We start from the raw sequence: 23528 nt of genomic DNA, 5'->3' as shown, positions 1-23528 counted from the left end.
GCAGGGCGGTCTTTCGCATGGCGGTCGCGAAAAGCGGCCCCGGGCGTGGCGCCCGGAGCCCGGAGCCCCGAGCCCTCAGCCGCGGCCGGTCAGCGAAAGCAGGGCCGCCACGCTGGCGCCGCTGAAGCGATCGCCGCCCCAGCCCAGCGGCTGCACCAGCGACACCAGGCCGGAACTGGCCAGGGCCTTGGCCTCCTCCACGCTGCCCTGCGCCACATAGCGGTCGAGCAGCTTGGACAGCTTGGCCGGATCCTGGAAATCGCTCAGCGACATGCGCTTCTCCAGCTCCGCCTTCTGCCGGTCGACATCCAGGCTGGCGAAGCTGTCCGGCAGGCCGAGCGTCTTCTGCACCACCGCGGCCAGGTTGCGGTCGGCGATGACGCTGTACCAGCTGCCGATCTGCGGCAGCATGCGCTTGGCATAGATGGCGCGGCGCAGCGTCTCCGAGCTTTCGCCGAGCGATTCCTCGAAGCGGATCTGGGTGTAGCGGGAGGCGATGAAATCGATGGTGGCGCTGTCGCCCACCTTGGGCCCGCCGCTGCCCGGCACCGCCTTGCTGCCCGCCGTCTCGGAGACGAGATAGGCGCGCGCCGTGCTCTCGGGGTCGGCGACGAAGCTGAAACTGCCCTTGCCGCGGCCGCGCGCATCGGTGACCACCAGCTTCAGGCCGAGCGCGGTGACGCTGATATCCTCCGCCCCGCCATCTGCCTTGCGGAACGCCTCCTGCAGCGCCGCGGCGATGTCCTGCCGGCGGGTCAGCCCGCGCAGATCGACATTGTCGATGGTGAGCCCGGCGAAGCTGGCGCCGGCGACGGTGAAGCTCTGGCCGGCCATCACCCCCTCCAGCTGCAGCGTGGTGGTGGAGGGCACGGCCGGGATCTCCGGCACGGCGATGCCGCCATAGTTCAGATCGCGCGAGAGCTGGCGGTAGCGGTAATCCGTCATCCGCCCGGCGACCGAATTGCTGTCGTCCGGATTGCTCTCCAGCACCTTGCGGATCAGCGCGTCATAGCCGATCTGCCCCTCCAGCCCATAGGCCTTCAGCACCATGGTCTGCAGCCGGCGATCGGCCAGCAGGTCCTTGGCGGTCAGCTTGGTCGGCAGCTTCTCGCGCAGATAGGCGAGATCGCGCTGCAGGACAGGATCCTTGGCAAAGGCCTTGAAGTCGGTCGGAGCCTTGCCCTGCAGCAGCTTCCACCCCGCCACCCCGGTCGGGATGCCGAGGCTGATGGCCGCGATGCTCATGCCTCGGTGGAGAGACGCGGCGCCCCTGCCTCCTCATCGGAAGGCTGGTAGCCGGCCGGCAGGCGCAGGATGACACGATCCGTCTCCGGATCGCGCAGCTCGGAATAGAGCCGCATCGTGTCGCCATCGAGGCGCACATCGAAGCTCGGCCCGGCGGCCGTGACCTGCTTCTGCCGCTCGGCCACCTGCACCTCGCTGGGGCTCGGCGTGGCGGAGGGGCTTTCGCGCTCCTCGCTCTCGACCCGCGGCAGGCCCTTGGTGGTGGGCTCCGGCGGCGTCGCCTGCTTCTTCACCGCCTGGGTGGCTTCGATCATGGCAGATGCTCCTGTCTTCGGCGTTGAACCGGGTCTTTGATCTCGGTCGTTCTGGGCTTCTCCCATCCGGCCTTATGCTAGGCTGATCACGGGGCTTTCACATCATCCGGCGTGTGCCTCAGCCGGGCCTCGCCCGGCGGCACGGGCGGCATCGGCCGCAGCGCGGCATCGCGACGGAAGCGGGGCGGCGGATCGAGCTCGAGCAATGCCGATTCATACAGCACCAGGTCGCGCAGCGCGGCCAGCGCCCGGTAGGTGTTGCCCTGGCGCATCTGCTGCTCCGCCTCGTCCAGCAGCGTCACATGCTCGGGCTTGAGGAAGACGCTGCGCAGGCTGGCGATCTGCTCCAGGAAGGCATCGATGCTGCCCAGCGAGGATTGCGCGTTCAGCAGCACATTCTGCGCGGCGAAATAGGCGCGGCGCACCGGCGTGCTGACATCCTCGGGCAGCAGGACATCCTTCTCGCGCACGATCTGCGCCTTGGTCTCGACCATCAGATAGGCGCGGCGGTCGCCATTGGTGACGACGGCGCCATTGATGAACAGCCTCTCGCCGGGGGCGAGCTTCAGGATCAGCGACATCTCAGCCGGGCTCCGCGGCCTGGGCCGTGGCGGGCCGCAGCCCGGCCATCACGGCGCGGTTGACATCGCACAGGGCCTGCGGGCTGCGGCCATCGCGCAGCACGCGCTGGCTTTCGGCGAAGACCCAGCGGGCGAGGGAGAGCAGCCGCCCCTTGGTCACCATGTCCCAGCCATTGTCCTCGGTCGCGAGGTCGGCGGCGAAGGCGGTCCAGACCATGCGGTTCTCATGGATCGCCTCGGGCAGGGCGGCGGGGCCGGCGCCGGGACGCTGCGCCGCTTCCAGCAGCGAGGTGGCGCGCGCCAGCACACGATACTCGATGTCGCGCGGATCCTCGGTGCCGCGTATGACCGACCCGTAGGCCGTCGCGGCGCCGCGCGGGCGGTGCAAAGGCGCTTGCAATGCGCCGTCGGGGGCAGCGGTCAGCATCGGATTCTTCCTCGGTCACGCGCAGGCCGGGGCTGGCAGGGCACAGAGGGGCGGCGATGGCGGCGCGGCGGAGGCGAACCCCGCCGCACGGCCTTCCGCCCCTCAGGGCAAGCGGGGCGCGGCACCGGCCGCGCCCCACGGGCTCAGCGGAACAGCGACAGGATGCTCTGCGGCGCCTGGTTGGCGATGGAGAGCGCCTGGGTGCCGAGCTGCTCCTGCACCTGCAGCGCCTGCAGCCGCGCCGCCTCTTCCGACATGTCGGCATCGACCAGCGCGCCGAGGCCGGTGGTCAGCGTGTCGACCAGCTTGTCCAGGAAGTCCTTCTGGATGTCGATGCGCGTGCCCACCGTGCCGAAGGCGGCGGCGGCGTTGTTCACCGTGCTGGTCGCGCTGTCGATCTTGCCGAGCAGCGTCTGGTAGTCGGTCAGCGAGGAGTTGAAGTAGTAGAGCTCGTCGCCGGTGATGCTGTCGCTGATGATCGACATCTTGCCGGTGGTGCTGTCGACATAGACACCGAAATCGGTGCCCGCCGTGGCTTCCGGCGCCGCCAGATAGTCATCGGCGGAGACGAAGTCGGCCGTGGCGCCGCCCATGCCCTCGGCGGTCGCCGCGACATTGGTCGAGCCGGTGGTCAGCGCCGTCTGCAGCTCGGTCGCGATGTCCTTGCCGGTGACATTGGCGTTGGTCACCTGGCTGGCGGCGACCGCGATGACATAGACATTGTCGACATTGCTGTAGGCGCTGTCGCCCACCAGCAGGTCGCCGGTGTTGTAGGCGCCGTCGACCACCTTCAGCACATAGCGGAACTGCGTGGTGGCGTCGTCCTGGTCGAGGCTGGAGCCGACCTTGATCTCGAAAGTGTCGCCGAGCTGCAGCGGGCGGTCGACGAAGCTGACATCGAGGCGGCGCATATCGGCGCTCAGCGAGGTCGAGGCGGTGGTCGCCGCGTCGAAGCTGCCGGCCGAGCCGGTGCCGGCGGCCACCGTGACGATCGCCGAGTAGTTCACCACCTTGGTGGTGCTGTTGATGTTGCCGAAATACTCGACCACATCGCGGTTCTTGGCGCTGATGGTCAGCGTGTCGGTGTCCAGCGTCGAGCCCGAGGTGTTCAGGCGGTCGGCGCGGAACAGGGCGCTGAAGCCGGAATCGGCGTTCAGATAGTCGACCAGGGTCTGGATATCGTTGATATCCTTGGTCAGCTTCACCTTCAGCGTGCGCTGCGTGCCGGTCGAGTCGACATATTTGAAGTCGACCTCATTGCCATTGTTCAGGTTGGTGCCCGTCGCACCGACCGTCAGCTGCAGCTTCTTGGTGCCGTCATTGGTGTTGACGAAGGTCTGGTCGGCGCGGGAGAGCACCGTCAGATCCTTCAGGCTCTCCAGCATGGAGCCTTCGGCCACCGTCAGGTTCTGCTTGTTCAGCGCGGTATAGGCCGCGGTGGAGACGCCGTCGACGGCGTTCACCGAGGTCAGCACGCGCTGTGAGCCGCTGGAATTGACCAGGTTCACGCCCTTGAAGGAGGCGGCCTGCGCCGTGGTGTTGATCTGCGCCAGCAGGGCGTCGATATCCGCCTGCACCTGCTGCTTGTCCACCGCCGGGTTCTGCGCCGAGGTGACCTTGGTGCGCACCTGCTTCACCAGGTCGGCGATGGTGGTCGCCGCCGCCTCGGCCGTCGACAGGATGGAGGAGGAGACCGAGAGATTCTCGCTGACCTGCTTGTAGTTGGCGATGTCCGACCGCATCGAGGTGGCGACCGCCCAGGTGGCGGCGTTGTCCTTGGCGGTGGAGACCTTGAGGCCGGTGGAAATGCGGTTCTGCGTCTGCAGCAGGTTCTTCTGGGTCGCCTTCAGCGACTGCAGCGCCGTCATCGCGCCGTTGTTGGTGAGGATCGAGCTGACCATGATTGCGCCCTTCGAGGGTTCCGGTTCTCTGGGAAGCGCCTTCTGACGCGGCTATCGGCGGCACGGCCCCTTGGGGGCGGCGGCGACGAGCGTTTCTAGCATTCTGCGAAATCCGGCCACAAGAATCATCTGTGTCGCGGATCACGAGATTTCGCGTCCGGCGCCAGGCAGCGCCGCGGCCAGCCGCGCGACCGGCGCCGCCCAATCCTCGCCGGCGGCGCGGCGCCACAGGCGCAGGCTCGGATACCAGGGGCTGTCGCTGCGCGCGGCCTGCCAGCGCCATTCGGCCACCGGCGGCAGCAGCAGCTCGCAGGGCAGGCCCAGCGCGCCGGCGAAATGCGCCGCCGAATTGTCGATGCTGACGACATGGTCCATGGCGGCGATCTGCGCCAGGCCGAGCTCCAGGCTCTCCCGCGCATCCACCTTGTCGTCCACCAGCAGCTCGAGACCGGCGGCCTCCGCCTCGGCCCGCAGCGCATCGGCCTCGCCATATTGCAGGCTGACCAGCCGCCAGCCCCGCCGCGCCAGCGCGGCCAGGGCGGCCAGCGGCACCGAGCGCGCCGCGCCGCTCACCGGATGGGTGCTGCGCCAGGACAGGCCGAGCAGCCGCGCCCCGCCCGCGGTTTCGTAGCGGCGGCGCAGCAGGGCGCGCAGCCCGGGCTCGGCCGAGAGATAGGGGCGCTGCGCCGCGAAATCCGCCTCCCGGCGGCGGAACAGCCGCGCCAGCCCGGCCACCGAGATCTGCCGGGTGACGCCGGGCGGCGGCGGGCCCTCGGCCAGCAGCGTCAGCTCCGGAAAGGCGCGGCCGAAGGCGCCCCAGAGCCGCGGGTGGCAGAGCAGCAGCAGCTTCCGCCCTTCGGCCAGGAGCTGCGGCAGGATGGAGGCGAACATCACCTCGTCGCCCACCCCCTGCTCGCGCCAGACCAGCACGCGCTCGCCCTCGGGCAGCGCCTCGCCCTGCCATTCCGGCAGGCCGTGCGAACGGTCGACATGGTCGGGCTCGCGCAGTCGGCGGGCATAGGCGTCCCAGCCCTCGGCGTAATGGCCGAGCGTCAGCAGGGTGCGGCCGAGATTGGTCCAGCTCGCCGCATCCCCGGGCGCCAGCGCGGCGGCGCGGCGCGCCATCTCCAGCGCCGCCTCGTGCCAGCCTTCCTCGGTCAGCAGATTGGCCAGCTCGGTCACCGCGCCGACATCCTGCGGCCGCAGCGCGACCGCCTGGCGCAGCGCGTCCAGCGCCGCCTCGCCCTGGCCCAGGCGGCGGCGCAGCAGGGCCAGGTTGAACCAGGCATCGGCCTGGCCCGGGCGCAGCGCCACGGCGCGGGCGAAGGCGGCAGCGGCCTCCTCCAGCACCGCCTCGGGCGGGCTGCCCTGCTGCAGGCAGAGGCCGAGGCTGAACCAGCCCTCCGGCGTGGCGGGATCCAGCGCCAGGGCGCGGCGCAGCGCCGCCTCGGCCTCGGCGAAGCGCCGCTCCGCCTGCAGCGCCAGGCCGAGATGCAGCCGCGCCGGCGCCTCCGGCGCGCCGTCGCGCAGCGCCGCCTGCAGCGCCGTGACGGCCGCGGCCGGTTCGCCCGCCGCCAGCAAAGCGAGGCCCAGATTGTAGGCGGCGACGGCGCAGCCCGGCCGCGCGGCGGCGGCCTGGCGCAGCGCCGCCACGGCCTCCCCGGCCCGGCCCAGCAGCAGCCAGGCGCGGCCGAGCTGCAGCCGCGCCTCGGCATAGTCGGGGCGCAGGCGCAGCGCGGCGGCATAGGCCTCGGCCGCCTCCGCATGGCGCTCCAGCGCGGCCAGCGCATTGCCCAGGTTGAACTGGCTCTCCGCCCGCCCGGGCGCCAGCGCCACGGCGCGGCGGCAGGCGGCGAGCGCCGCCTCCGGCTGGCCGGCGGCGCGCAGCGCCAGGCCGAGATTGCGGTGATACTCCGCCTCCCCCGGCCGCAGCGCCACGGCGCGGCGCAGCAGCTTCAGGGCGGCGCCGGCCTCGCCCTGCTGGCAGAGCAGCAGGCCGAGCAGGTTGTGCGCATCGGCCTGCACCGGCTTCTGCGCCAGCAGGGCGCGGTAGAGCGGCGCGGCGGCCGCCAGCTCGCCCTGGCGGTGCCGGCGCAGCGCCTCCTGCAGCCGCGCCGCCGGCGAGGCCTCCGCCGGCGCCGCGCGGTGCCGGGCGCCGCTCATGCCGTGCGGTCGAAGCTGGCGGCCAGGGTGTGGCGCAGCCGCTGCCGCTGCGGGCCGACCGGGGCGTAGAGGCCGGGATCGGCGGCCTGGGCCAGGTCGCTGCGCAGCTGGTCGCGCACCGCCTCCAGCGCGCCGGCGACGGCGCCCAGCACCATGGCGTTCTCCTCCGCCGCGCGCATCATGCCGCGCAGCGCCTGGCGCTCCGCCTCGCTCTGCGGCGGGCCGGCCTGGGACAGGGCGGCGACGGCGCGGCGCTTCTCGGCGATCAGCCGGTGCAGCTCGGGCAGCGCCGCCTGGCGCGCCGCCGCCGCCTCCTGCTCCAGCACCTGGTGCAGCGCCTGGGCGGCCTGCAGCAGCGCGCTCATGGCCGGCCTCCCGCCGGGAGCGTGCGCCCGGCCGCCTCGCCCTGGACGCGGCGGGCGATGGCCTGCTCCAGCGCGCCGGTCAGGCCGAGCCCGCCCTGGCGCACCAGCGCCTCGCCCAGCGCCTCGTCCATGAAGCTGTCGAAGGCCTGGCCGCCGGTGCCGCGGCCGCCCAGGCCCTCCTTCTGCGGCGGGCGGGCGGCGCGCAGCAGCTCGGCGGCGAAACTGGCCTCCAGCTGCTGCGCCAGGCGGCGCGGCGTGGGCGGGCGGCTGGCGCCGCCGGCGCCCGGGGCCCAGGCGGGCGCGGCCGGCGCCGCACCGATCGGCGCCGTCTCAGCCATGCGGAAGGGCCAGGGGAAACTGCGTCATCCTATCGCTCCCTTTTTCGTGAGGAAAAGGTCTTGGACCGGGATGATGTTAGCGAGGGATCAGCAAATTTTCGCATAACGTGCGGTATCGCCGGCCTCCAGAAGGGACGGCTCCTTGATCTCCAGAAGGAGCGACCCGGATCGCGTCACGCGACGCGGACACAGAGGAAGAGACACTGTGGACGAGGATGAGGACCGGCTGCACCCCCCGCACAAGCGTCGCCAGCAGGTGCGCCGGCGTGCCCTCGCCGCCGAGCTGCGCGGCGAGTTCGACCGCCGGCTGCTGGCGGGCGAGGAGGTGAACAGCCTGGCCCGCGCCTTCGGCATCGAGCCCTGGTACGCGCAGCGCCGCGCCAAGCGCGTGATGAGCCGCGCCAGCAAGGGGCGGGACAGCTCCCCCTTCCTGTCCAGCTTCGCCGAGGTGGAGGACGACATGACGCCGATCCAGTATGCCTGCTGCATGCTGGGCGGCCGGGTGCGTCCGCTGCGCAACGGCTATTTCGTGCTGGACGGGTTCCAGGCCGGGCCGAAGGAGGTGACGCGCGCCGCCAACCGGCTGCTGCGCGAGCGCGGCCTGGCGGAGATCCCCTATCCGGGGCTGACGCCGCTCTATCGCTGAGCGACAGGGTACTGCAGCGACGGGACGCCGCAGCGGCGGGGTAGCGCAGCGAGAGGGCGCCGCGCCGGCGGCCGCCGGCCAGCAGCCAGCCGGGGCGGCCAGCAGGAGGGAAGCCCTGACGGGCGAAAACCCGCCACGGCTCATGGCGGGCGCGGAAGCGGCCGGGGCCGTGCGGCATCGCAGCCGGGCCGGGCGCCCGCCCGGGAGCGAGGGCGGCCCGGGCGCCGCCGCGGGCCGCGGCCGGGAGGGCCAAGGGGCGCCTCCCCCGGCACCAGGCGCCGATGCGCGGGCGGTGTCGCCGCCCGGCGCCTCAGCCCAGCGCCGGCTTGCCGATCAGCAGCTCCTCGGGCGTCGCGCGCAGCTCGGCCTCCAGCGCCACCAGATCGGGCACGCCTTCCTCGGCCAGGTCGGCCACCGCCTCGGCCGCGGCCTGGGTGGCCTGGGCCAGGGAGTGCAACGCCGCCTCGGCCTCCGCCACCAGGGCGGCGGTGCTGGCGGCGGCCGCCGCGGCCAGCTCCGGCGAGACGGCGAGGCTGACGGTCAGCCCGGCCTCCGCCGCGGCCATGGCGGCGGGCGGCTCGGCCGTGGCCTCCTCCGGCGCCATCTCGGCCGGCTTCGGCTCCGGGTCGCGCTGGCGGTGCAGGCCGCGCAGCCGGGCGCCGCGCTCGACGCTGATCTCGTCATAGACCAGCTCGGCATCCAGCGAGGCGGTGCGCACCACCTCGACCTCGCGCGCCAGCAGCGTGCCGCGCAGCGTGCCGCAGATGCGGGCGCGCTCCACCGTCACCGTGCCCTCGATCAGCCCGCCCGGCTCCAGCAGCAGCACCGGCGCGTGCAGCGTGCCGCGCAGCACGCCCTCCACCCGCACCACGCCGCGGCTGCGCAGCCTGCCCTCCAGCTCGCTATCGGCGGCCACCAGCATGACGGAGGCGGGCTGCGGCGCGCCGCGGCCGATGCGCGGCTCCTGCCGGTCGCCGCCGATGCGCTCGGCCGGGGTGCGCTCGGCCGGGGCGCGCTCGGCGGCCTCGACCAAGCCGCGAAAGGACGTGGCGTCCTCGGCCAGGGACGGGCCGGCGGCCGAGAGGTCGATGCGCTCGAAGGTGATGCGCGGCTCCCCGCCGCTGGGCTTGCCGAAGATGCTCATGACGGATCCCGTTCTAGGATGGCCCCTCGCGGAAGGCCGTGGGTGGCATGGCGGCGGGGCGCCGCTCCGCAGCCCTTTCTAGGTTTTTCGCACAGCGGACGCAAACATTTTCGCAAAAGCCGGCGCGCGGCCGGCTCAGCCGACCAGCGCGGCGCGCGCCCCGGCCAGGCGCAGCGCCTCGTCCAGATGGCCGCCCTGGTTCAGCGCCTGGGTCAGGGCGGTCAGGCGCAGCGCCTCCGGCGCCAGGCCCGGCCGGCCCAGCGCGGCGCCGAGGGCGGCCAGGCCGCGCTCGGCGGCGGCGCGGTCGAGGCCCGGCAGCAGCGGCGTGGTGGGGGCGGTGCCGGGGGGCGGCAGCAGCTCGGCCGGGGCCGGCACGGGCGGGCCGTCGGGGCGGTGCAGCAGCCCGGCGGCGCGGTCGGCCTGGGCGCTGCTCCAGCGCAGCAGGGCGGGCAGCGGCGTGGCGGTGGTCAGCATCAGCCCGACCATGCGCTCGAGCGCCGTGCCGACGCGGCCGGCCTGGGAGAGCAGCTGGGCGCAGGCGGCCTCGTCCAGCACGCAGAGCCCGTCGGGCGCCACCTCGGCGAAGGGATCCTCCAGCGCCGGCAGGTGGAAGTCGCGGAACTGCTCCAGCGCCGCGGCCAGCGCCGCCTGCTCCACCAGGGCGGTGTCGGGGCAGCCCAGCGCCGCCAGGCGGCGGGCGCGCAGCGCGGCCAGATCGGCCGGCAGCAGCGCCGCCAGCGGCAGGGCGCAATCCGGATCGGCCATCAGCGGGCCCAGGCGCTGCAGCGGCGCCAGCTGGGTGCCGCCCTCGCTGCGCGGCAGGGTGCCCTGGTCGATCGCCCAGCGGCGCAGCGCCTCGGCCGCGGTGCCGAGGAAGCGCTTGCTGCCGATGCGCACCAGGCAGAGCCGGGCGGAGAGCGCGGCCATGCTGGCCCAGGCCTCGGCCGCGGCGCGGTCGTGGAAATGCTCGCGCCGGAAGGCCATCGGCCCCTGGCCGACCACCACCTGCCACTGCCCATCCTGTCCGGGACGCACCCGCGCGGTCATCGCCTTCTCCTCGAGCCTCGGCACGATCACGACTCCGTGAACAGAGAAGCCGGCCCGGCGACGTCCTGCAAGCCTGCAGGCGCGCCGGACCGGCAAAAGCGCGGCCGAGCCCCGCGACACCGTCGCGGAGCGGCGCTTTTCATGGTATTTCGCACAACCATGCAGCAGGCGGCAGGAGCACAGCAGCGCGGGCCAGGCCGGGGCCGGGCCGCCCCACAGGCGGCGCCGAGCGCCGCCCGGGCCGCGTCCTGCCCCGGGCGGGCGGCGCGCGGCCGCGCCGGCTCAGGCGAGGACGAGGGGTTCGGCCGGGGCATCCGTCTTGCCGGGGGTGGCATTGGCCGGGGCGGGCGGCGCGGCGATGGGCGCCAGCGGGCCGAGGCCGGCCGTGCTGCCGGGCTGGAGGCCCGTCTGGATGCCGGCCTGGATGCCGGATTGGGCGCGCAGCAGCGCGGCCAGATCCTCGGGCAGACGGCCCTCGATCATCACCGCGGCGCCGTCGATCTCGACCATGGCGCCGGAGAGCAGGCGGGTCTCCATCTCCACCCCGCGCGGCGTGGGCTCGACCAGGCGCAGCGTTTCGCGCGCGCGGTGCAGCGCGGCGGCGCGCAGCGCCTCCAGCACCTCGGCGCGGCTGAGGCGGATGCTGTGGTTGACGAAGAAGGGGGCGGATCCGGTCATGGGAGAGGTTCTCCTTCCTGGCAGCTTGGATCAGGCACGCCTGGCGGGGCCCGGCGCGGCCGGAAGGGCGGCACCTGCCCGCTGGTCCGGCGCGGCGCCGGCGGGGCCGCGGCCGCGCCGTCCCGGGGACAGGGATTTTTAGCACCGGCGCTTCCGCCCCACCACATCGGTGATCGAGAACATGGTAAGCCAAAGCCTAACCGGGCCAGGCCTCACAGCGCTGGGCCGGGGTGGCCCGGCCTCCTGCGAAAAACAATTTACGAAAAATTGCCATGACGCATTTTTGCGTATGGATCAAAGAGCGAAAAAAGTCTAAACGCGGCGCAGGCCCCCCTCCCGATGGGGGCGGCGTTTCCAGCGGGAGCAAGCAGCGCATGGCGCGGGTCAGTGGAGCAGCACGCAAGACCCCCAGAATGGCGGAGGGCAGAATCGCGGAGGGCGCGGCCGGAGAGACGCAGCCCAAGGCGCCGCGCGCGGCGCGGGGCAAGGCCGCGGCGCAGGCCGGGCGCATCGTCCAGCTGCAGGGCCAGGCGGCGGACGGGCCGCGCTTCTCGATCGAGCTGGTGACGCCCGAGGGCGCCACGGCGCTGCTGGCGCGCAAGCGGCCGGGCGCCGGCGACAATGCGGCGGCGATCAATGCCTATGCCGAGGCGATGCGGGAGGGGCGCTGGATCCTCAACGGCATGCCGGTGATCCTGTCGCGCGGCGGCGTGCTGCTGGACGGGGTGCAGCGGCTGCGCGCCTGCGTCAAGGCGGGGCTGCCCTTCCTGACGGTGATGGCGCAGAACATCCCCGATGACGTGCTGCACACGATCGACCAGCAGCGCCGCCGCTCCTTCGCGGGCGTGCTGGAGGCGCGCGGCATCCCGCATGCGCATGCGCTGCAATCGGCGCTGGTGAAGCTGATCCGCTACGATGACGGCAAGATGCTGCGGGGCGCCGGCACCGCCTCCTGGTCGCGCATGGACCGGGTGCTGCGGGCCAATCCGGATCTCGAGCAGGCGGTGAAGATGTCGCTGGAGAGCGAGGCCACCGCGCTGTCCGAGGCGGTGCGCACGCCGCTGCTGTTCATGGGCTTCCGGGTGGACAAGGCCGCGACGCGGCGCTTCCTCGACGCCATCGCCTGGCCGGAGAAATATGCGCCACTGGAGCCGGGGGGGCGCGGATCCGCGACCTGATCGAGCTGACGCGCGGCGACCCGGCGACGCGGCTGAAGCCGGTGACGCTGTTCGCCCTGTGCATCAAGGCGCTGAACGCCACGCTGGCCGGCGAGACGCCGCGCAGCTTCGCCTGGATCGACCGCAGCGCCAACCCGACCAAGGGGGAGGAATTCCCGCGCCTGGAGGGCTATGCCGGGCTCGACGATCCCGGCCTGCCCGGGGAGACGGAGGAGACGGCGCAGGAGCTGCGCGCGGCGGTGGAGCGCCTGACGCAGGAGGAGAATGTCTTCCCGCTGTCGATCGAGACCATCACGCCGGAGATGGCCGAGGCCTATCTCGGCCACAACACGCGCAACCGCAAGATCGTCGCCGCGCATGTGGACGCCATCGCGCGCGACATCCGCGCCGGCAACTGGATGATGAACGCCCAGCCGATCTGCTTCAGCCGGTCCGGGCGCCTGCTGAACGGCCAGCACCGGCTCTCGGCGGTGATCCAGGCCGGCGAGGCGATCGAGGTGCCGGTGATGCGCGGCCTGCCGGAGGAGGCTTATGCCACCTACGACATCCACGCCAAGAAGGGCCCGCAGCTGGGCGCCGGCTTCGAGAGTTTCGGCGACCGGCCGCTGATCGCCGCCGCCGCGGTGCTGCTGTGGAAGCATGAGCTGAAGCCCGCCGGCACGCGCAACGCCAAGCCCACCCCCTCGGAGGTGATGCGCATCGTCGAGCAGCATCCGCGGCTGCTGGAGATGCGCACCTTCGGCCGCAAGATGATCGAGTTCGGGCGCGGCTCGGTGCTGGCCTATGCCGCCTATTGCATCGAGCGCGAGGATCCCGAGCTGGGCCGCGTCTTCCTGGAGCGGTTCGAGACCGGCGCCGATCTGCCGCGCGGCCACCTGATCCTGGAGCTGCGCAAGCGCATGCAGATCCTGCGCCGCGAGCGCACCAGCCAGGAGGAGCAGCTGAAGGAGCTGCTGAATGCCTGGGCCCGCTTCAAGGAGAAGCCCGATCTCGGCCGGCTGTGAGCCGGCCGCCAGCGGCGGCCGGCCCTGACAGGAAAAGATGAGGGGGTGCGGGGGAGAATTCTTCTCCCCCGCTTTTTTTGCCGTCAGCCCCGCCGCCGCCGCAGCTCGGCCTCTTCCGCCTGCTGCTCCGCCCGGCGGAGCGCCGCGCGCCGCGCCGCCTCCTCCTTCTGCCCCAGAGCGATCTCCAGCCGCTTCAGATGCGCGAAATCCTCGCGCAGCGCGTCGCGCTCGGCTTCCTCGGCCTGTGCGGCCTTGTGCAGCCCGGCCAGGAGCCGGCCGCGCTGGCGGCCGGCCCGGCGGAACCAGGCGGACCAGAGCGCCATGCCTTCGGCATCGCCGCGCGCGCCTTCGGTTTCCCGCGCCGTGGCGGTGTCGTGCGCCGCGAGGCGCGCGGCCTCGTCCAGGCGGGCGCGCTCGGCGGCGGCGACCGCCACGCGGCGGGAATCGGCCTGCTGGCGGGCCAGGCGGATCAGCAGTGGCAAGCCGTCCATGGGCGCGGGTTCCGGGCGGGTTGCGAAGGGTCTTGGCCGCCGGGGCGGCGGCGTGCTACCTCATAGCCGTTTTTCGCAAAATGGTCGAGGCGCGATGCGGGCATGGCGGCGATGGCTGGTGGTGGCGCCCCTGGCGGCGGGGCTGGCCGGGTTGTGCGGCGCGCAGGCGCTGTCGGGCCGCACCGCGCCGCCGCCCGGCGCGGCGCTGCAGGGGCATGTCTCCGGCTCCGCCTTCCTGGTGGCGCCGGGGCTGCTGGTGACCAATGCGCATGTGGTGCTGCGCTGCCGGGAGGCCGGGCTGCCGATGCAGGTGGCCGGCCAGCCCGGCCCCTGGCGCGTGGTGGCGGAGGCGGCGGTGACCGACCTCGCCCTGCTGGCCGGGCCGGCGGGAGCGGCGGATGCGCCGCTGCCGCTTTCCGCCGCGCAGCGCCTGGCGCGTGGCATGCCGGTGCTGGCCATGGGCTATCCGGCGCAGCATCCGGTGCAGCCTGGACGCGGCACGCTGCAGGCGAGCCCCGGCACGCTGCGCCGCGCGGCGCTGACGGTGCATGCGCCGGAGGGCGGCCAGGCGGTGAGCTTCACCCTGACCGACCGCGCCGGGCGCGAGATGGAGGCGAGCTGGGAGGACGGGCTGCGCTACTTCGGCGCCGACAAGGCGGAGCGGCTGCGCTGGCGGCTGGAGATCGACGCCGCCCTGGCCGGCGGGCAATCGGGCGGGCCGGTGCTGGATGCGGCGGGCAATGTGGTGGGGGTGGTCTATGCCGGCGGGCCGCAGGGAAGTTCGGCGGTGCCGCTGGCCGATCTGCGCGACTTCCTGCGCCAGGCCGGGGTGGCGCCGCTGCTGCGCAACCCGCCCGGCGGCGCGCCGGCGGATTGGGAGGCGGTGCGCCGCCGCGCCGGGGAGGCGATGCGGCAGGTGGCGTGCTGAGGCCGCGTTGCGGGGCGATTCCGGCCTGTTCCCTTCGCCGTGCAAAGGCGTTCCGCAGCGCGGGGTCCTGACCTAGCATGCGGCCGCATGCCCGCGGTCAGGCCGGAAAGGCGCGAGCGGGCCCAGCCATGGGGTCAGGGCGTCCGTGTCCAACGCGTATTTCCTCCGCAGCCTGCGGCACCATCCGGATGAAGCCGGCGCCTGGCTCTACAAGGAGGATTGGCCGCTCGGCGGCGTCTGGAGGATCAATGGCACGACCCGCCTCGGAGCCGATGAAGCCATCTTCAAGACGCATTGGCTTGATCCGTTTCTGCACGGCGACATCACGGGCGTGGAGTATGTCGCGCTGCTCTGGGCCCGCCGTGGTTGGCTGAAGGAGCATGCGCGACGCGTGCCGCGGGCTCTCTGGCACCGGGGTATCCGCATCTGAGCGCCCGGCGGGCCATGGCCCGAAGGGGTCGTGGCGGCACCCGAAGCTCGCAGGATAGGACGCGCGTGGGGCCGGCCTCAGGCCGCGGCGGGGGCGCGGGCCGGGATGGGCAGGGCCGGGCGGGCCAGCCAGGCGGCATCCTGCTCGCCCTCCAGCGCGCCGAGCAGGGCGGCGACGCCGGCGGCCAGCGCCGCCTGCCCGGCGGCGCGCAGCCCCAGCACCACATCGCGCAGCGCGGCATCCTGGGAGAGGCAGTCGAAGCCGCTGCGCCGCGCCAGATCGGGCGCCGCCGCGGGCAGGGCGGTGTGCGAAGGCGGCTCGGCCAGCAGCCAGAGGCGCTGCTCCTGGTCGCGCAGGGCATGCGGCGCGTGCTCGGCGCCCTGGCCTGCGCGGCAATCGAGCCAGTAGAGCGCGCCCTCGGCCGAGAGGCGCTGGCACAGGCCGGGCAGGCCCGGCACCGGCTGCCAGGGGGCGCTGCCGGCCAGCGCCAGCAGCGCGGCCTGGCGGCGCGCCGGCAGGCCGGCCTGCAGGATGGCGGCGGCGAGCGGCGCCAGGCCGATGCCGCGCATCTGCTGGCCGATGCGCAGCAGCAGCGCGCGCGCCGCCTGCTCGGCCGCCGCGGGCGCGGGCTCCAGCGGGGCGGGCAGGCCGGGGTCGAGATAGTCGGGCAGCACCACCGCGCTGTCCTGCTGCAGCCGCAGATGCCAGAGCCGGTCCAGCGCGGCGCCGGCGGCGTTCAGCAGCAGGGTGAGGCCAAGCGACATTGGTTCGTCCATGTCCTGGGCGGTGCGGGCGGGCCGGGCTTTGCCGGCCGCGCTTCCGGCGCTCCGCGATTCAGCGAATGAGCGGAGTATGAGGCACCGTCGGTTAACAACCGCTAAGCGCCTTTCGGGCGTATAAACAGCAGGACAAAACCGTTGTGCCCTGCAACGAGCGGCCTCGCCGTCCGTTCTGGGGGCAACGGGACGCCAGGACGGCCGGAGCGACCCGCCCCAGACCCCCATCCCTCCCCTGCCCCCTCAAGGAGGAACGCACCCCCATGCGCGTCGTCCTGCTCTCCTGCCTGCTTGGTGCCACGCTGCTGCCCAGCCTGGCGCTGGCGCAACCCGCCCGCCAGGGCGTGCCGCCGATCGACACCAGCCAGCTGCATGCCCGCAGTTTCGATGTGCGCGGCTTCGACCCGCTCGGCATGCCCAGCACGCCGCCCGTGCTGGCCGAGGCGCCCACCGCCGCGCCGGCGAGCCCCGCCGCCGCCCCGGCCGCCGCGCGCGGCGGTGCCGTGGCCGCGCCGCTGCGCGAGGCGCGCGCCGAGCAGGCCGGGCGCGGCACGCCGATGTTCAGCGATGGCTGGAGCCGCAATGGCTATGGCGCGGTGCGCTGAGCGGCCTCTCTCATTTTGAGACACCGTCTCGATTGCCGATTTCGCGCCGGCGCGGCATAGTCTGGCCACGCCGGCAGGAGGCCGCGGATATCTACTCCGCCACCTCCCATGAGGCTTTGATGAACGCGCATTTCGGACGCGGTTTCGTTGTGGTGCACGCGGCGCTGGGCCTTTATGTCGGCCGCACCCCGTCCCTGTCCTTCTGGTCCAAGCTGAATGCGGCGGGGCATGACGCCGTCGCCACCTTCGCCAGCGAGGCGCTGGCGCGCTTCCATGTCGAGCTGTGGGAAGGCGGCTGGCCGGAGGATGCGGCGGCGGCCGGGCTGCATGTGCTGCCGGTGCGGGTCGACCGTCCGGGCGGCTGGGCCAGCATCCAGGCGCTGCGCAGCGCCGGGCTGGACGAGCATCTGGGCGAGCTGGCGCATCCCGGCTGGGCCGGCGATGCGGGGCATTGCTGAGCGGCCCACGCCGCCCGCCCTGCCCCGCCTTTCGCGGCCCGCCTGGCGCTCCATCGCCTCAGATGAATTGCAGGTCGGCATGCATGGCGCCGCTGGCCTTCAGCGCCACCAGCACCGAGATCAGGTCGCGCGGCGCCAGGCCCAGCGCGTTCAGCCCATCCACCAGATCCTTCAGCGTGCTGGCCGGCGGCAGCGTCGCCAGGCGGCGGCCGCGCTGGTCGTCCACCTCCACCTGGGTGCGCGGCACCACCACCGTCTCGCCGCCCGAAAGCGGGTTGGGCTGGCTGACGATCGGGCTTTCCGTCACGCGGATCACCAGATTGCCATGGGTGATGGCCACGGGGTCGATGCGCACCTGGGCGCCGACGATGATGGTGCCGGTGCGCTCATCCACCACCACCCTCGCCGGGGTCTCGGGCCGGATGGTCAGCGCCTCCATCTGCGCGACCAGGCCGGGCAGGCGCTCCTGGAAGCCGGGCGGGACGCGCATCTCCACCGTGGCGAGGTCGAGCGCCGTCGCGCTGCCGGGGCCGAAGCGCTGGTTCAGCGCCTCCTCCACCCGCACCGCGGTGGTGAAATCGGGCGAGCGCAGCGACAGGCGGATGCTCTGCAGGTTGCGCATGTCGACCGGCACCTCGCGCTCCACCAGCCCGCCGCCGGGCACCCGGCCCTGGGTGGTGACGCCGCTGCTGATGCTCTGCGCCTGGCCGGCGGCCTGGAAACCGCCCACCACCACCGGGCCCTGGGCCACGGCATAGACCTCACCATCGGCGCCGAGCAGCGGGGTGACGATCAGCGTGCCGCCATTCAGGCTGCGCGAATCGCCAAGGCTCGAGACCTGCACATCGATCGTCGTGCCCTGGCGGGAGAAGGCCGGCAGCGTGGCGGTGACGATGACGGCGGCGGTGTTCTTGGTCTGCACGCGGGCATCGGCGACATTGACGCCCATGCGCTCCAGCATCGCGGTCAGGCTCTGCTGGGTGAAGGGGTTGTTGCGCAGCTGGTCGCCGGTGCCCTGCAGGCCGATCACCAGCCCGTAGCCGACCAGCTGGTTGCCGCGCACCCCCTCGATGGTGACGACATCCTTCAGCCGCACCTGGGCGGCGGCGGGCGCTGCCGCCAGCAGCAGCAGGGCCAGCAGCGGCAGCACAGCGCGGAGGGAGGGGGGGCGGCGCATGGCGGCGGCCCCGCTCAGAGCCGGTAGCGCAGGCCGGCCTCGGCCAGCACGTCATGCGGCATGCCGGCGGGGTCGAGGCCGAGCACGCGGCGCAGCGTCTGCAGCCCCTCCTGCAGCTGCAGGGCGCGCGTCGCCGCCTCGCCCTCCGCCCCGGTGGGCGGCAGCTCGCGCAGGCGCAGCAGCAGCAGCCACAACTTCACCGCCAGGTCGCGCGCCAGCGGGGTCGCCAGCATGAAGCCCTCGGCGCAGGCCTCCAGGCTGCAGCCCATCGCCTCGGCCATGCCGGCATAGGCGGCGACATCCTCCTCCTCCAGCGCCAGGGGCACATAGGGGGGCGGTTCGGCAGCCGCGCTGCGCAGGGTCTCGGCGGTCATGTCACGGCTTCTCCGTCTGTCGCGGCGCGGGTCAGAGATAGTTCACCAGGCTCAGCTCGGAGAGCTTCGCGGTGATCGAGTAGGTGGCCTCGAGCTGGATGCGCAGCGTGTTGATGCGGTCCGACACGGTGTAATAGTCCGCGCCTTCCAGATCGTTGATCTGCGCGGTCGCGGCGGCCACGGCGCGCTCCTGGATCTCGCCCACCTTGTCGAGCCGGTCCTGCTTGCCGCCAAGCACACCGGCCACGACGGTCAGCTTGGCGCGCGCGCCGTTCATCAGCAGGCCGGCCTGGTCCAGCAGCGCGGTCTTCGCCTCCTCCGACAATTCGGTCGAGGGCGCGTCGAGCATGGAGAGGATGGCGAGCGACTTGAACGCGTCCTTGAAGGCGGCGTTGTCGGCCCGGACATTGTAGCTCAGCGTCTCGCCCGCGCCGATGCGGATCAGCGAGGGCGCGTCCGATTCCGGATCGGTGCTGCCGGCCAGATCGGTGCGGCTGGTCGATTGGTAGACCAGGCCGTAGAAGGAGGTGAGACCCGTGTTGTCGCGCTGCACATTGGCGAACAGCGCGTCGAACTGGCCGATCAGCGCCGTCGCCTGGGTGGCGTCGAGCGGCCCGCCGGCGGCGGTCACCGCGGCATCCAGCTGGTTCTGCGCCCAGGCGAGCAGGCCGGAGGAGGACGAGAGCGGCGGCTGCGAACTGTCGGTGCCGCCGAACAGATTCTGCCCGTCCCAATGGCTGTTGAGCAGGTCGGTCATGCTGCCCATCACCTCGCGCGCATTGCTGGCGATGATGGTGTAGCCATTGCCCTTCAGCGCATCGATCTTGAGGATCTCGGGCGCCATCTGGTCCATCAGCCCGCCCACCGAGGTCAGCGCCTCCTGTGCCGCCTTCAGCCGCTGGCCGGCCAGGCTGGTCGAGTTGCGGATCGCCTCGCCCTGCTGCACATCGCCATAGAGCTTGTAGAGCAGCGAGGCGCCGACGCCGAGCGCGCGCGCCGGATCCGCCTTGCGGCCGGAGGACATCTCGGCGGTCAGCACCGCCAGCTCGCTCTGCAGCCGGGCGAGGTTGCGCTGGCGCCCCAGCGCGACCCCCGAAGGGCTGACCCGATCCGTCATCATGCTCTGTTCCCTTCCGCGGCTCAGCGGCCGATCGTGCTCAGCTCATCCAGCATGCGCGTCGCCGCCTGGATGATCTGCACGGAGGCCGAATAGGTCTGCTGCACCAGCAACAGCCGCTGCAGCTCCTCATCGACATTGACAGCGGTCTTGTTGCTGAGCTCCTCGCGCGCCTCGGCGGCGAGGCGGCCGCGCGTCTCCGCCCGGTCGCTCCACACCGCGCGCTCGCCCTGCATCAGGCCGATGCTCTGCGACGCCGCCTGGGACAGCGTCATCGAGGCCGGCAGGCCGGTGCTGCTGTCATAGGCGCGGCTGGCATTCATCGCGTCGAGGGCCGCGATGATATGCGTGTTGTCGCCGGCATTGCCCTGCGCCGTGGCATTGACGCCGGTGCGCATGCGCCAGAGCTGGCCGCCCTGCTCGGGATCGACCGCGGCGTTGAGCTCGATCTTGCGCGCCATGCCGACAAAGGTCGGATAGCCGCCGCTGCCATCCCAATTGGCGGCGCCGGCATCGGTGAACAGCCCGGCCTGGTTGCCGGTCAGCGTCGGATCGGCATCCTGGAAGCTCTCGATCAGCCGCACCGCGACCTGGTCCAGCATGTCGACGAATTTCGGCAATGTGTCGTCGCGCAGCCGCAAGGCGCCGGCCAGGCTGCCGGTGTCGGAGATGCGCAGGGCCTGCCCGTCCACCGTCACCGCCGAGAGCGCGGCGGGGTGGCGCTGCTCGGCCTGGATCACCGGGCTGTGGGTGAAGTCCAGCCGGTGCACCACGGTGCTGTCATACAGCGTGTTGCCGCCATCGCTCATCACCAGCAGATGGCCGGGGCCATTGTCGAAGATGCGGATCGGGATGGTCTTGCCGATCTCGGCCAACAGCACGTCGCGCCGGTCCTCATATTCGGCGGTGGAGCCGCCGCGGGCGCTGGCCAGGGCCAGCTTGCGGTCGATCTCGGCCAGCTGGTCGAAGGCGCTGTTCAGCCCCTCCACATCGCGCGAGACCTGCAGATCCGCCTCCGAGCGCGCCTTGGCGACGGCGGCATCGGCATCGTGCAGCGCGTCCACCAGGTCGCGCGCCGCCTCCAGCGCCTGGCTCTGCGCCACGGCATTGTCGGGGGCGGAGGAGAGCGTCGTCATCGCCGTCTGGAAGGCGCCGAGGCGCGAGGAGAGCGAGCGCGCATCCGAAGGCTGGCCGATCAGCGCGTTATAGGCCTCGAGCCCTTCCTGCAGCTGCTGCGCATAGGCCTCGCTGGCATCGGCCGAGCGCGAGGCGGCGGCCAGCGCCGCATCGCCCAGGCGCTGGGTGACGTCGGTGTTGACGCCGGAGCCGGTGCCGGCCACCAGCCGCTCGCTGCGCGGCATGTCGCGCCGCACATAGCCCGGCGTGCTGGCATTGGCGATGTTGTTGGACAGGATCGCCGCTTGCCGCTGTTCGGCGGCGAGCGAGGACAGGGCGTTCGACAGGGCGGCGGAAATGCTCATGCTGCGCTCTTCCAGGCTGGAGGACGGGAGCGGCGGGGCGCGCGCCCCGCCGCCAGGCGCCTCACCGCTTCAGGTTGGTCGCTTCCTCCAGCATCTGGTCGGCGGTGCGGATGACCGAGGCGTTGGAGCTGTAGGCCCGCTGCGTCTCGATCAGGTTCGTCAGCTCGGTGCCGATATCGACATTGGAGGCTTCCAGCGCGCCGCCGCTGGTGGTGCCGGCGGCGCCGCTGCCGGGATCGAGCAGCCGCACCGCGCCGGCATCGAGCGACATCTCATAGGCATCGCCGCTGACCGGGTTCAGCCCGTTGGCATTGGGGAAGACCGCCAGTTTCAGCGCGTAGATCGGCCGCGACTTGCCGTTGGAGAAGGTGGCGATGACCTGGCCGTCATCGGCCACTGAGACCCGCTCCAGCAGGCCGAAGGCCGAGCCGTTCTTCTCGATCTTGGTCGGCAGGTAGTTGCCGGTGAGCTGGGTGATGCCCTCGAAGCTGTTGAAGGTGCCCAGCGTGATCGGCAGATCGGTGCCGGCGAAGCCGCCCTGCACGCCGACCTTGACCGTCAGCGTGCCCTTCACCGCGTCGTAATTGCCGAGCACGCTGGCCGCCGGCAGATTGTCCGGCGTGCCGTAATTGGTGGCCGGCGTGGTCGGCGTCGCGCCATAGGTCGCCGGGTTGGGCACGCCGCTCAGCAGCGGCGAGGAGCCGGCGGGCGGCGCGAAGCCGGACGCCACCTGGGCGGAGCCGGCGGCCTGCGCCGTCGCGTCCCACACCGCCGCCAGCGTGCCGGCATTGTCGCCATTGCTCCAGAATTGCAGGCCCATGGCGGCGACCCGCTTGGTCGGGTCGTAGAGATTGGTGCTGGAGAGATTGCCCGAGGCGCTGTCGAAGATCTCCAGCGTCCAGGTGCTGGTGTCGGTCGCGCCATCCTGCTCCGGCAGCACCGGGGTGAAGCGGTAGGTCAGGGTCTGCGTGCCGCCGGTGGAATCGTAATAGTCGATGCTGCTGACATAGGCGTTGCTCGGCGGCGGCGGGTTGGCGAAGCCGGTGTCGTTCTTCGGCAGGTTGAACCAGGTGCGCATCTCCGTCGTCGGCGCCGAGGCGACGGAGATGTTGTTGATGTTCACCGTGCTCAGGCTGTCGACATTGTTGTCGCCCATGTTGCTGACGGGCTGCCCATCGGCGCCGAGCTTGACGCCCTGCAGGTAGAAGCCGGCCGAATTGACCAGATTGCCGAAGGCGTCGGGGCGGAAGGAGCCGGCGCGCGTCGCCAGATACTTGCCGGAGCTGTCGGCATCCTCGTTCACCACCAGGAAGCCATTGCCGCTGATGGCGATGTCGGTGTCGACGCCGGTGGCCTGCACCTGGCCGACCTTGCTGATCTCCAGCCGGTTGCGCGGCGCGACGCCGGCCAGCGCGTAGGAGCCGCTGCTGGAGCCCTCCAGCACCAGGCTCTCGAACTGGGTGTCGACGCGCTTGTAGCCGACGGTCGAGCTGTTGGCGATGTTGTTGGAAATGCCCGCCAGCTTGGTGGCCTGCGCATTGAGGCCGGAGGTGCTGGTGCGGAGTGCGTTGATGGCCGTCATGGCGGTCCCTCGGTGTCAGTAGGGCATCGGGAGGCGGCCGGCATCCTGCCGGCCGCGCGGTGCGGCATGGTCGTTGCGGGGACCGGCGCCGGCTTCTGCCGGCCGGCCGGATGCGTCGCGCGGTTTCACCGGCGCGGCTCCTGCTGGGCGCGGCGCGCGGCCGCGGCGCGCGCATCCGCCACCACATCGGACCGCAGCACGGTCACGGCGATGCGGCGGTTGCGCGGATCATTGGGCGCCTCGGCCAGCAGCGGCTCGACCGCCGCCTTGGCCTCGACGCGGAACAGCCGGGCCGGGCGCACGCCGGAGCGTTCCAGCACCCGGCGCGCGGCATTGGCGCGGTCGGCCGACAATTCCCAATTGCCGTAATTGCCGCGCTGGAAGGACTGGCCATCGGTGTGGCCGGCCACCACCACCTCATTCGGCACGCTGGCCAGCACGCTGCCCACCACCTCCAGGATGCGCAGCAGCCGCGGCGTCGGCTCGGTGGCCCCGGGGTTGAACATGGGCTGGCCGTCGCGGTCGAAGATCTGCAGCCGAAGCCCCTCGGGCGTCATCTCCAGCTGGATGTTCTGCGAGAATTCGCGCAGCGCGTCAGCGCGCATCTGCCGCTCCATCTCGGCCTTCAGCGCGTCGAAGCGCTGCCGCTCGATCGGGTCGCGCATCGCCTCCTGCTGCTGCGGCGCGGCCTGGGCGGCGGCGCCGTCATTGGCGGTCTCGCCGCCCTGGCTCTCCGGCCGCGCCCCGCCATCCTCCACCTGGGTCAGGGAATCCTGCCGGCTGTCGCCGGCGATCAGCACCGAGCGCCCGCCATCCAGCGTGCCATTGCCCGAGGGCAGGTCGAGGATGGAGGAGGCGGTGAAGAACTGCGCGATGCCCTCGCGCTGCGATTCCGTGGTGCTGGAGAGCAGCCACATCACCAGGAAGAAGGCCATCATCGCCGTGACGAAATCGGCATAGGCGATCTTCCACTGGCCGCCATGCTCGTCGTCATGGTCGCCATGGTGCTTCTTGATGATCACCGGGCGTTTGAGATGGTCGTCAGCGCTCATCACCCCGTCCCCTGGCGGCCTGCCTG

Annotated in this window: 26 protein-coding genes; 7 read left to right on the top strand and 19 right to left on the bottom strand. The window is 72.4% G+C overall.

The window, feature by feature from the left end; translation table 11 throughout:
- Positions 1-75: 75 nt before the first annotated feature.
- The 8 genes from QE401_RS00545 to QE401_RS00510 form a co-directional block, all read right to left on the bottom strand.
- On the bottom strand, positions 76-1245 hold the full coding sequence (locus QE401_RS00545) for a DUF1217 domain-containing protein (RefSeq protein ID WP_307136302.1): 1170 nt from the start codon (positions 1243-1245) through the stop codon (positions 76-78).
- A complete protein-coding gene (locus tag QE401_RS00540; RefSeq protein WP_307136301.1) occupies positions 1242-1559 on the bottom strand; it encodes a hypothetical protein in 318 nt (105 codons plus the stop codon). Before QE401_RS00540 ends, QE401_RS00545 begins: the two co-directional genes overlap by 4 nt.
- A gap of 86 nt (positions 1560-1645) precedes the next feature.
- The gene (locus QE401_RS00535; protein WP_307136300.1) at positions 1646-2140 is read right to left on the bottom strand and encodes a flagellar biosynthesis repressor FlbT; all 495 of its coding nucleotides are present in this window, start codon (positions 2138-2140) and stop codon (positions 1646-1648) included.
- 1 nt (position 2141) lies between these two features.
- Positions 2142-2567 carry a flagellar biosynthesis regulator FlaF gene (locus QE401_RS00530; protein ID WP_307136299.1) on the bottom strand — a complete coding sequence of 142 codons (426 nt, stop codon included), beginning with the start codon at positions 2565-2567 and terminating at the stop codon, positions 2142-2144.
- Positions 2568-2710: 143 nt separating this feature from the next.
- Entirely contained in the window at positions 2711-4468 is a 1758-nt protein-coding gene (locus tag QE401_RS00525) for a flagellin N-terminal helical domain-containing protein (protein WP_307136298.1), read from the bottom strand.
- A gap of 141 nt (positions 4469-4609) precedes the next feature.
- The gene (locus tag QE401_RS00520; protein ID WP_307136297.1) at positions 4610-6631 is read right to left on the bottom strand and encodes a tetratricopeptide repeat protein; all 2022 of its coding nucleotides are present in this window, start codon (positions 6629-6631) and stop codon (positions 4610-4612) included.
- Complete coding sequence (locus tag QE401_RS00515) at positions 6628-6996, bottom strand: hypothetical protein (RefSeq protein WP_307136296.1); 369 nt, start codon at positions 6994-6996, stop codon at positions 6628-6630. The genes QE401_RS00520 and QE401_RS00515 overlap by 4 nt, the downstream gene beginning before the upstream one ends.
- Positions 6993-7334: a rod-binding protein gene (locus QE401_RS00510; protein WP_307136295.1), complete on the bottom strand. Its 342-nt coding sequence runs from the start codon at positions 7332-7334 to the stop codon at positions 6993-6995. The genes QE401_RS00515 and QE401_RS00510 overlap by 4 nt, the downstream gene beginning before the upstream one ends.
- A gap of 205 nt (positions 7335-7539) precedes the next feature.
- Here QE401_RS00510 and QE401_RS00505 point away from each other — a divergent pair, with 205 nt between their 5' ends.
- Positions 7540-7980, top strand: coding sequence for a hypothetical protein (locus QE401_RS00505; RefSeq protein ID WP_307136294.1), 441 nt, complete (start codon positions 7540-7542; stop codon positions 7978-7980).
- 310 nt (positions 7981-8290) lie between these two features.
- Here QE401_RS00505 and QE401_RS00500 read toward each other — a convergent pair whose 3' ends face one another.
- The 3 genes from QE401_RS00500 to QE401_RS00490 all read right to left on the bottom strand — a co-directional run bounded on the left by QE401_RS00500 (position 8291) and on the right by QE401_RS00490 (position 10849).
- The gene (locus tag QE401_RS00500) at positions 8291-9124 is read right to left on the bottom strand and encodes a bactofilin family protein (RefSeq protein ID WP_307136293.1); all 834 of its coding nucleotides are present in this window, start codon (positions 9122-9124) and stop codon (positions 8291-8293) included.
- Between the two features lie 135 nt (positions 9125-9259).
- Positions 9260-10195: a hypothetical protein gene (locus tag QE401_RS00495; RefSeq protein WP_307136292.1), complete on the bottom strand. Its 936-nt coding sequence runs from the start codon at positions 10193-10195 to the stop codon at positions 9260-9262.
- Between the two features lie 258 nt (positions 10196-10453).
- Complete coding sequence (locus tag QE401_RS00490; RefSeq protein ID WP_307136291.1) at positions 10454-10849, bottom strand: methionyl-tRNA synthetase; 396 nt, start codon at positions 10847-10849, stop codon at positions 10454-10456.
- A gap of 413 nt (positions 10850-11262) precedes the next feature.
- On the opposite strand from QE401_RS00490, the gene QE401_RS00485 reads away from it, so the two are divergent.
- Both QE401_RS00485 and QE401_RS00480 read left to right on the top strand, forming a co-directional pair.
- Positions 11263-12027: a ParB/RepB/Spo0J family partition protein gene (locus tag QE401_RS00485; RefSeq protein ID WP_307136290.1), complete on the top strand. Its 765-nt coding sequence runs from the start codon at positions 11263-11265 to the stop codon at positions 12025-12027.
- A gap of 41 nt (positions 12028-12068) precedes the next feature.
- Positions 12069-13031: a hypothetical protein gene (locus QE401_RS00480; RefSeq protein ID WP_307136289.1), complete on the top strand. Its 963-nt coding sequence runs from the start codon at positions 12069-12071 to the stop codon at positions 13029-13031.
- 83 nt (positions 13032-13114) lie between these two features.
- On the opposite strand, the gene QE401_RS00475 is transcribed toward QE401_RS00480, so the two are convergent.
- Positions 13115-13522 (bottom strand): hypothetical protein, encoded by a 408-nt coding sequence (locus QE401_RS00475; protein WP_307136288.1) that lies wholly within the window; start codon positions 13520-13522, stop codon positions 13115-13117.
- Positions 13523-13640: 118 nt separating this feature from the next.
- Between QE401_RS00475 and QE401_RS00470 the strand changes: the two genes are divergently transcribed.
- Together QE401_RS00470 and QE401_RS00465 are read left to right on the top strand one after the other, a co-directional pair.
- Positions 13641-14450, top strand: coding sequence for a S1 family peptidase (locus tag QE401_RS00470; RefSeq protein WP_307136287.1), 810 nt, complete (start codon positions 13641-13643; stop codon positions 14448-14450).
- A gap of 145 nt (positions 14451-14595) precedes the next feature.
- Positions 14596-14880 carry a hypothetical protein gene (locus QE401_RS00465; RefSeq protein ID WP_307136286.1) on the top strand — a complete coding sequence of 95 codons (285 nt, stop codon included), beginning with the start codon at positions 14596-14598 and terminating at the stop codon, positions 14878-14880.
- A 77-nt stretch (positions 14881-14957) separates the two neighbouring features.
- On the opposite strand, the gene QE401_RS00460 is transcribed toward QE401_RS00465, so the two are convergent.
- On the bottom strand, positions 14958-15644 hold the full coding sequence (locus QE401_RS00460; RefSeq protein ID WP_307136285.1) for a hypothetical protein: 687 nt from the start codon (positions 15642-15644) through the stop codon (positions 14958-14960).
- 275 nt (positions 15645-15919) lie between these two features.
- Between QE401_RS00460 and QE401_RS00455 the strand changes: the two genes are divergently transcribed.
- Positions 15920-16261 (top strand): hypothetical protein, encoded by a 342-nt coding sequence (locus QE401_RS00455; RefSeq protein ID WP_307136284.1) that lies wholly within the window; start codon positions 15920-15922, stop codon positions 16259-16261.
- A gap of 119 nt (positions 16262-16380) precedes the next feature.
- Positions 16381-16719 carry a hypothetical protein gene (locus tag QE401_RS00450; RefSeq protein ID WP_307136283.1) on the top strand — a complete coding sequence of 113 codons (339 nt, stop codon included), beginning with the start codon at positions 16381-16383 and terminating at the stop codon, positions 16717-16719.
- Between the two features lie 58 nt (positions 16720-16777).
- Here QE401_RS00450 and QE401_RS00445 read toward each other — a convergent pair whose 3' ends face one another.
- The 6 genes from QE401_RS00445 to QE401_RS00420 all read right to left on the bottom strand — a co-directional run bounded on the left by QE401_RS00445 (position 16778) and on the right by QE401_RS00420 (position 23502).
- The gene (locus QE401_RS00445) at positions 16778-17896 is read right to left on the bottom strand and encodes a flagellar basal body P-ring protein FlgI (protein WP_307136282.1); all 1119 of its coding nucleotides are present in this window, start codon (positions 17894-17896) and stop codon (positions 16778-16780) included.
- A gap of 14 nt (positions 17897-17910) precedes the next feature.
- Positions 17911-18270, bottom strand: coding sequence for a polysaccharide deacetylase (locus QE401_RS00440; RefSeq protein ID WP_307136281.1), 360 nt, complete (start codon positions 18268-18270; stop codon positions 17911-17913).
- 31 nt (positions 18271-18301) lie between these two features.
- Positions 18302-19390: a flagellin N-terminal helical domain-containing protein gene (locus QE401_RS00435; RefSeq protein ID WP_307136280.1), complete on the bottom strand. Its 1089-nt coding sequence runs from the start codon at positions 19388-19390 to the stop codon at positions 18302-18304.
- Between the two features lie 20 nt (positions 19391-19410).
- A complete protein-coding gene (flgK, locus tag QE401_RS00430; protein ID WP_307136279.1) occupies positions 19411-20868 on the bottom strand; it encodes a flagellar hook-associated protein FlgK in 1458 nt (485 codons plus the stop codon).
- Positions 20869-20929: 61 nt separating this feature from the next.
- Entirely contained in the window at positions 20930-22450 is a 1521-nt protein-coding gene (locus QE401_RS00425) for a flagellar hook protein FlgE (RefSeq protein ID WP_307136278.1), read from the bottom strand.
- A 125-nt stretch (positions 22451-22575) separates the two neighbouring features.
- Positions 22576-23502 carry a flagellar motor protein MotB gene (locus QE401_RS00420; RefSeq protein ID WP_307136277.1) on the bottom strand — a complete coding sequence of 309 codons (927 nt, stop codon included), beginning with the start codon at positions 23500-23502 and terminating at the stop codon, positions 22576-22578.
- Positions 23503-23528: the final 26 nt, after the last annotated feature.

The organism is Pseudoroseomonas cervicalis (genome assembly GCF_030818485.1).
GTDB classification, from domain to species: Bacteria; Pseudomonadota; Alphaproteobacteria; order Acetobacterales; family Acetobacteraceae; genus Pseudoroseomonas; species Pseudoroseomonas cervicalis_A.
This window is presented reverse-complemented; position numbering and strand designations above follow the sequence as displayed.

Excerpts from the sequence above, each read along its gene's own strand:
- QE401_RS00460 (WP_307136285.1), bottom strand. The coding sequence starts at position 15,644 with ATGTCGCTTGGCCTCACCCTGCTGCTGAACGCCGCCGGCGCCGCGCTG.
- flgK (WP_307136279.1), bottom strand. The coding sequence starts at position 20,868 with ATGAGCATTTCCGCCGCCCTGTCGAACGCCCTGTCCTCGCTCGCCGCC.
- QE401_RS00525 (WP_307136298.1), bottom strand. The coding sequence starts at position 4,468 with ATGGTCAGCTCGATCCTCACCAACAACGGCGCGATGACGGCGCTGCAG.
- QE401_RS00455 (WP_307136284.1), top strand. The coding sequence starts at position 15,920 with ATGCGCGTCGTCCTGCTCTCCTGCCTGCTTGGTGCCACGCTGCTGCCC.
- QE401_RS00510 (WP_307136295.1), bottom strand. The coding sequence starts at position 7,334 with ATGGCTGAGACGGCGCCGATCGGTGCGGCGCCGGCCGCGCCCGCCTGG.
- QE401_RS00500 (WP_307136293.1), bottom strand. The coding sequence starts at position 9,124 with ATGAGCATCTTCGGCAAGCCCAGCGGCGGGGAGCCGCGCATCACCTTC.
- QE401_RS00435 (WP_307136280.1), bottom strand. The coding sequence starts at position 19,390 with ATGATGACGGATCGGGTCAGCCCTTCGGGGGTCGCGCTGGGGCGCCAG.
- QE401_RS00515 (WP_307136296.1), bottom strand. The coding sequence starts at position 6,996 with ATGAGCGCGCTGCTGCAGGCCGCCCAGGCGCTGCACCAGGTGCTGGAG.
- QE401_RS00440 (WP_307136281.1), bottom strand. The coding sequence starts at position 18,270 with ATGACCGCCGAGACCCTGCGCAGCGCGGCTGCCGAACCGCCCCCCTAT.
- QE401_RS00530 (WP_307136299.1), bottom strand. The coding sequence starts at position 2,567 with ATGCTGACCGCTGCCCCCGACGGCGCATTGCAAGCGCCTTTGCACCGC.
- QE401_RS00490 (WP_307136291.1), bottom strand. The coding sequence starts at position 10,849 with ATGACCGGATCCGCCCCCTTCTTCGTCAACCACAGCATCCGCCTCAGC.
- QE401_RS00420 (WP_307136277.1), bottom strand. The coding sequence starts at position 23,502 with ATGAGCGCTGACGACCATCTCAAACGCCCGGTGATCATCAAGAAGCAC.
- QE401_RS00485 (WP_307136290.1), top strand. The coding sequence starts at position 11,263 with ATGGCGGAGGGCAGAATCGCGGAGGGCGCGGCCGGAGAGACGCAGCCC.
- QE401_RS00540 (WP_307136301.1), bottom strand. The coding sequence starts at position 1,559 with ATGATCGAAGCCACCCAGGCGGTGAAGAAGCAGGCGACGCCGCCGGAG.
- QE401_RS00535 (WP_307136300.1), bottom strand. The coding sequence starts at position 2,140 with ATGTCGCTGATCCTGAAGCTCGCCCCCGGCGAGAGGCTGTTCATCAAT.
- QE401_RS00450 (WP_307136283.1), top strand. The coding sequence starts at position 16,381 with ATGAACGCGCATTTCGGACGCGGTTTCGTTGTGGTGCACGCGGCGCTG.
- QE401_RS00520 (WP_307136297.1), bottom strand. The coding sequence starts at position 6,631 with ATGAGCGGCGCCCGGCACCGCGCGGCGCCGGCGGAGGCCTCGCCGGCG.
- QE401_RS00445 (WP_307136282.1), bottom strand. The coding sequence starts at position 17,896 with ATGCGCCGCCCCCCCTCCCTCCGCGCTGTGCTGCCGCTGCTGGCCCTG.
- QE401_RS00475 (WP_307136288.1), bottom strand. The coding sequence starts at position 13,522 with ATGGACGGCTTGCCACTGCTGATCCGCCTGGCCCGCCAGCAGGCCGAT.
- QE401_RS00425 (WP_307136278.1), bottom strand. The coding sequence starts at position 22,450 with ATGACGGCCATCAACGCACTCCGCACCAGCACCTCCGGCCTCAATGCG.
- QE401_RS00545 (WP_307136302.1), bottom strand. The coding sequence starts at position 1,245 with ATGAGCATCGCGGCCATCAGCCTCGGCATCCCGACCGGGGTGGCGGGG.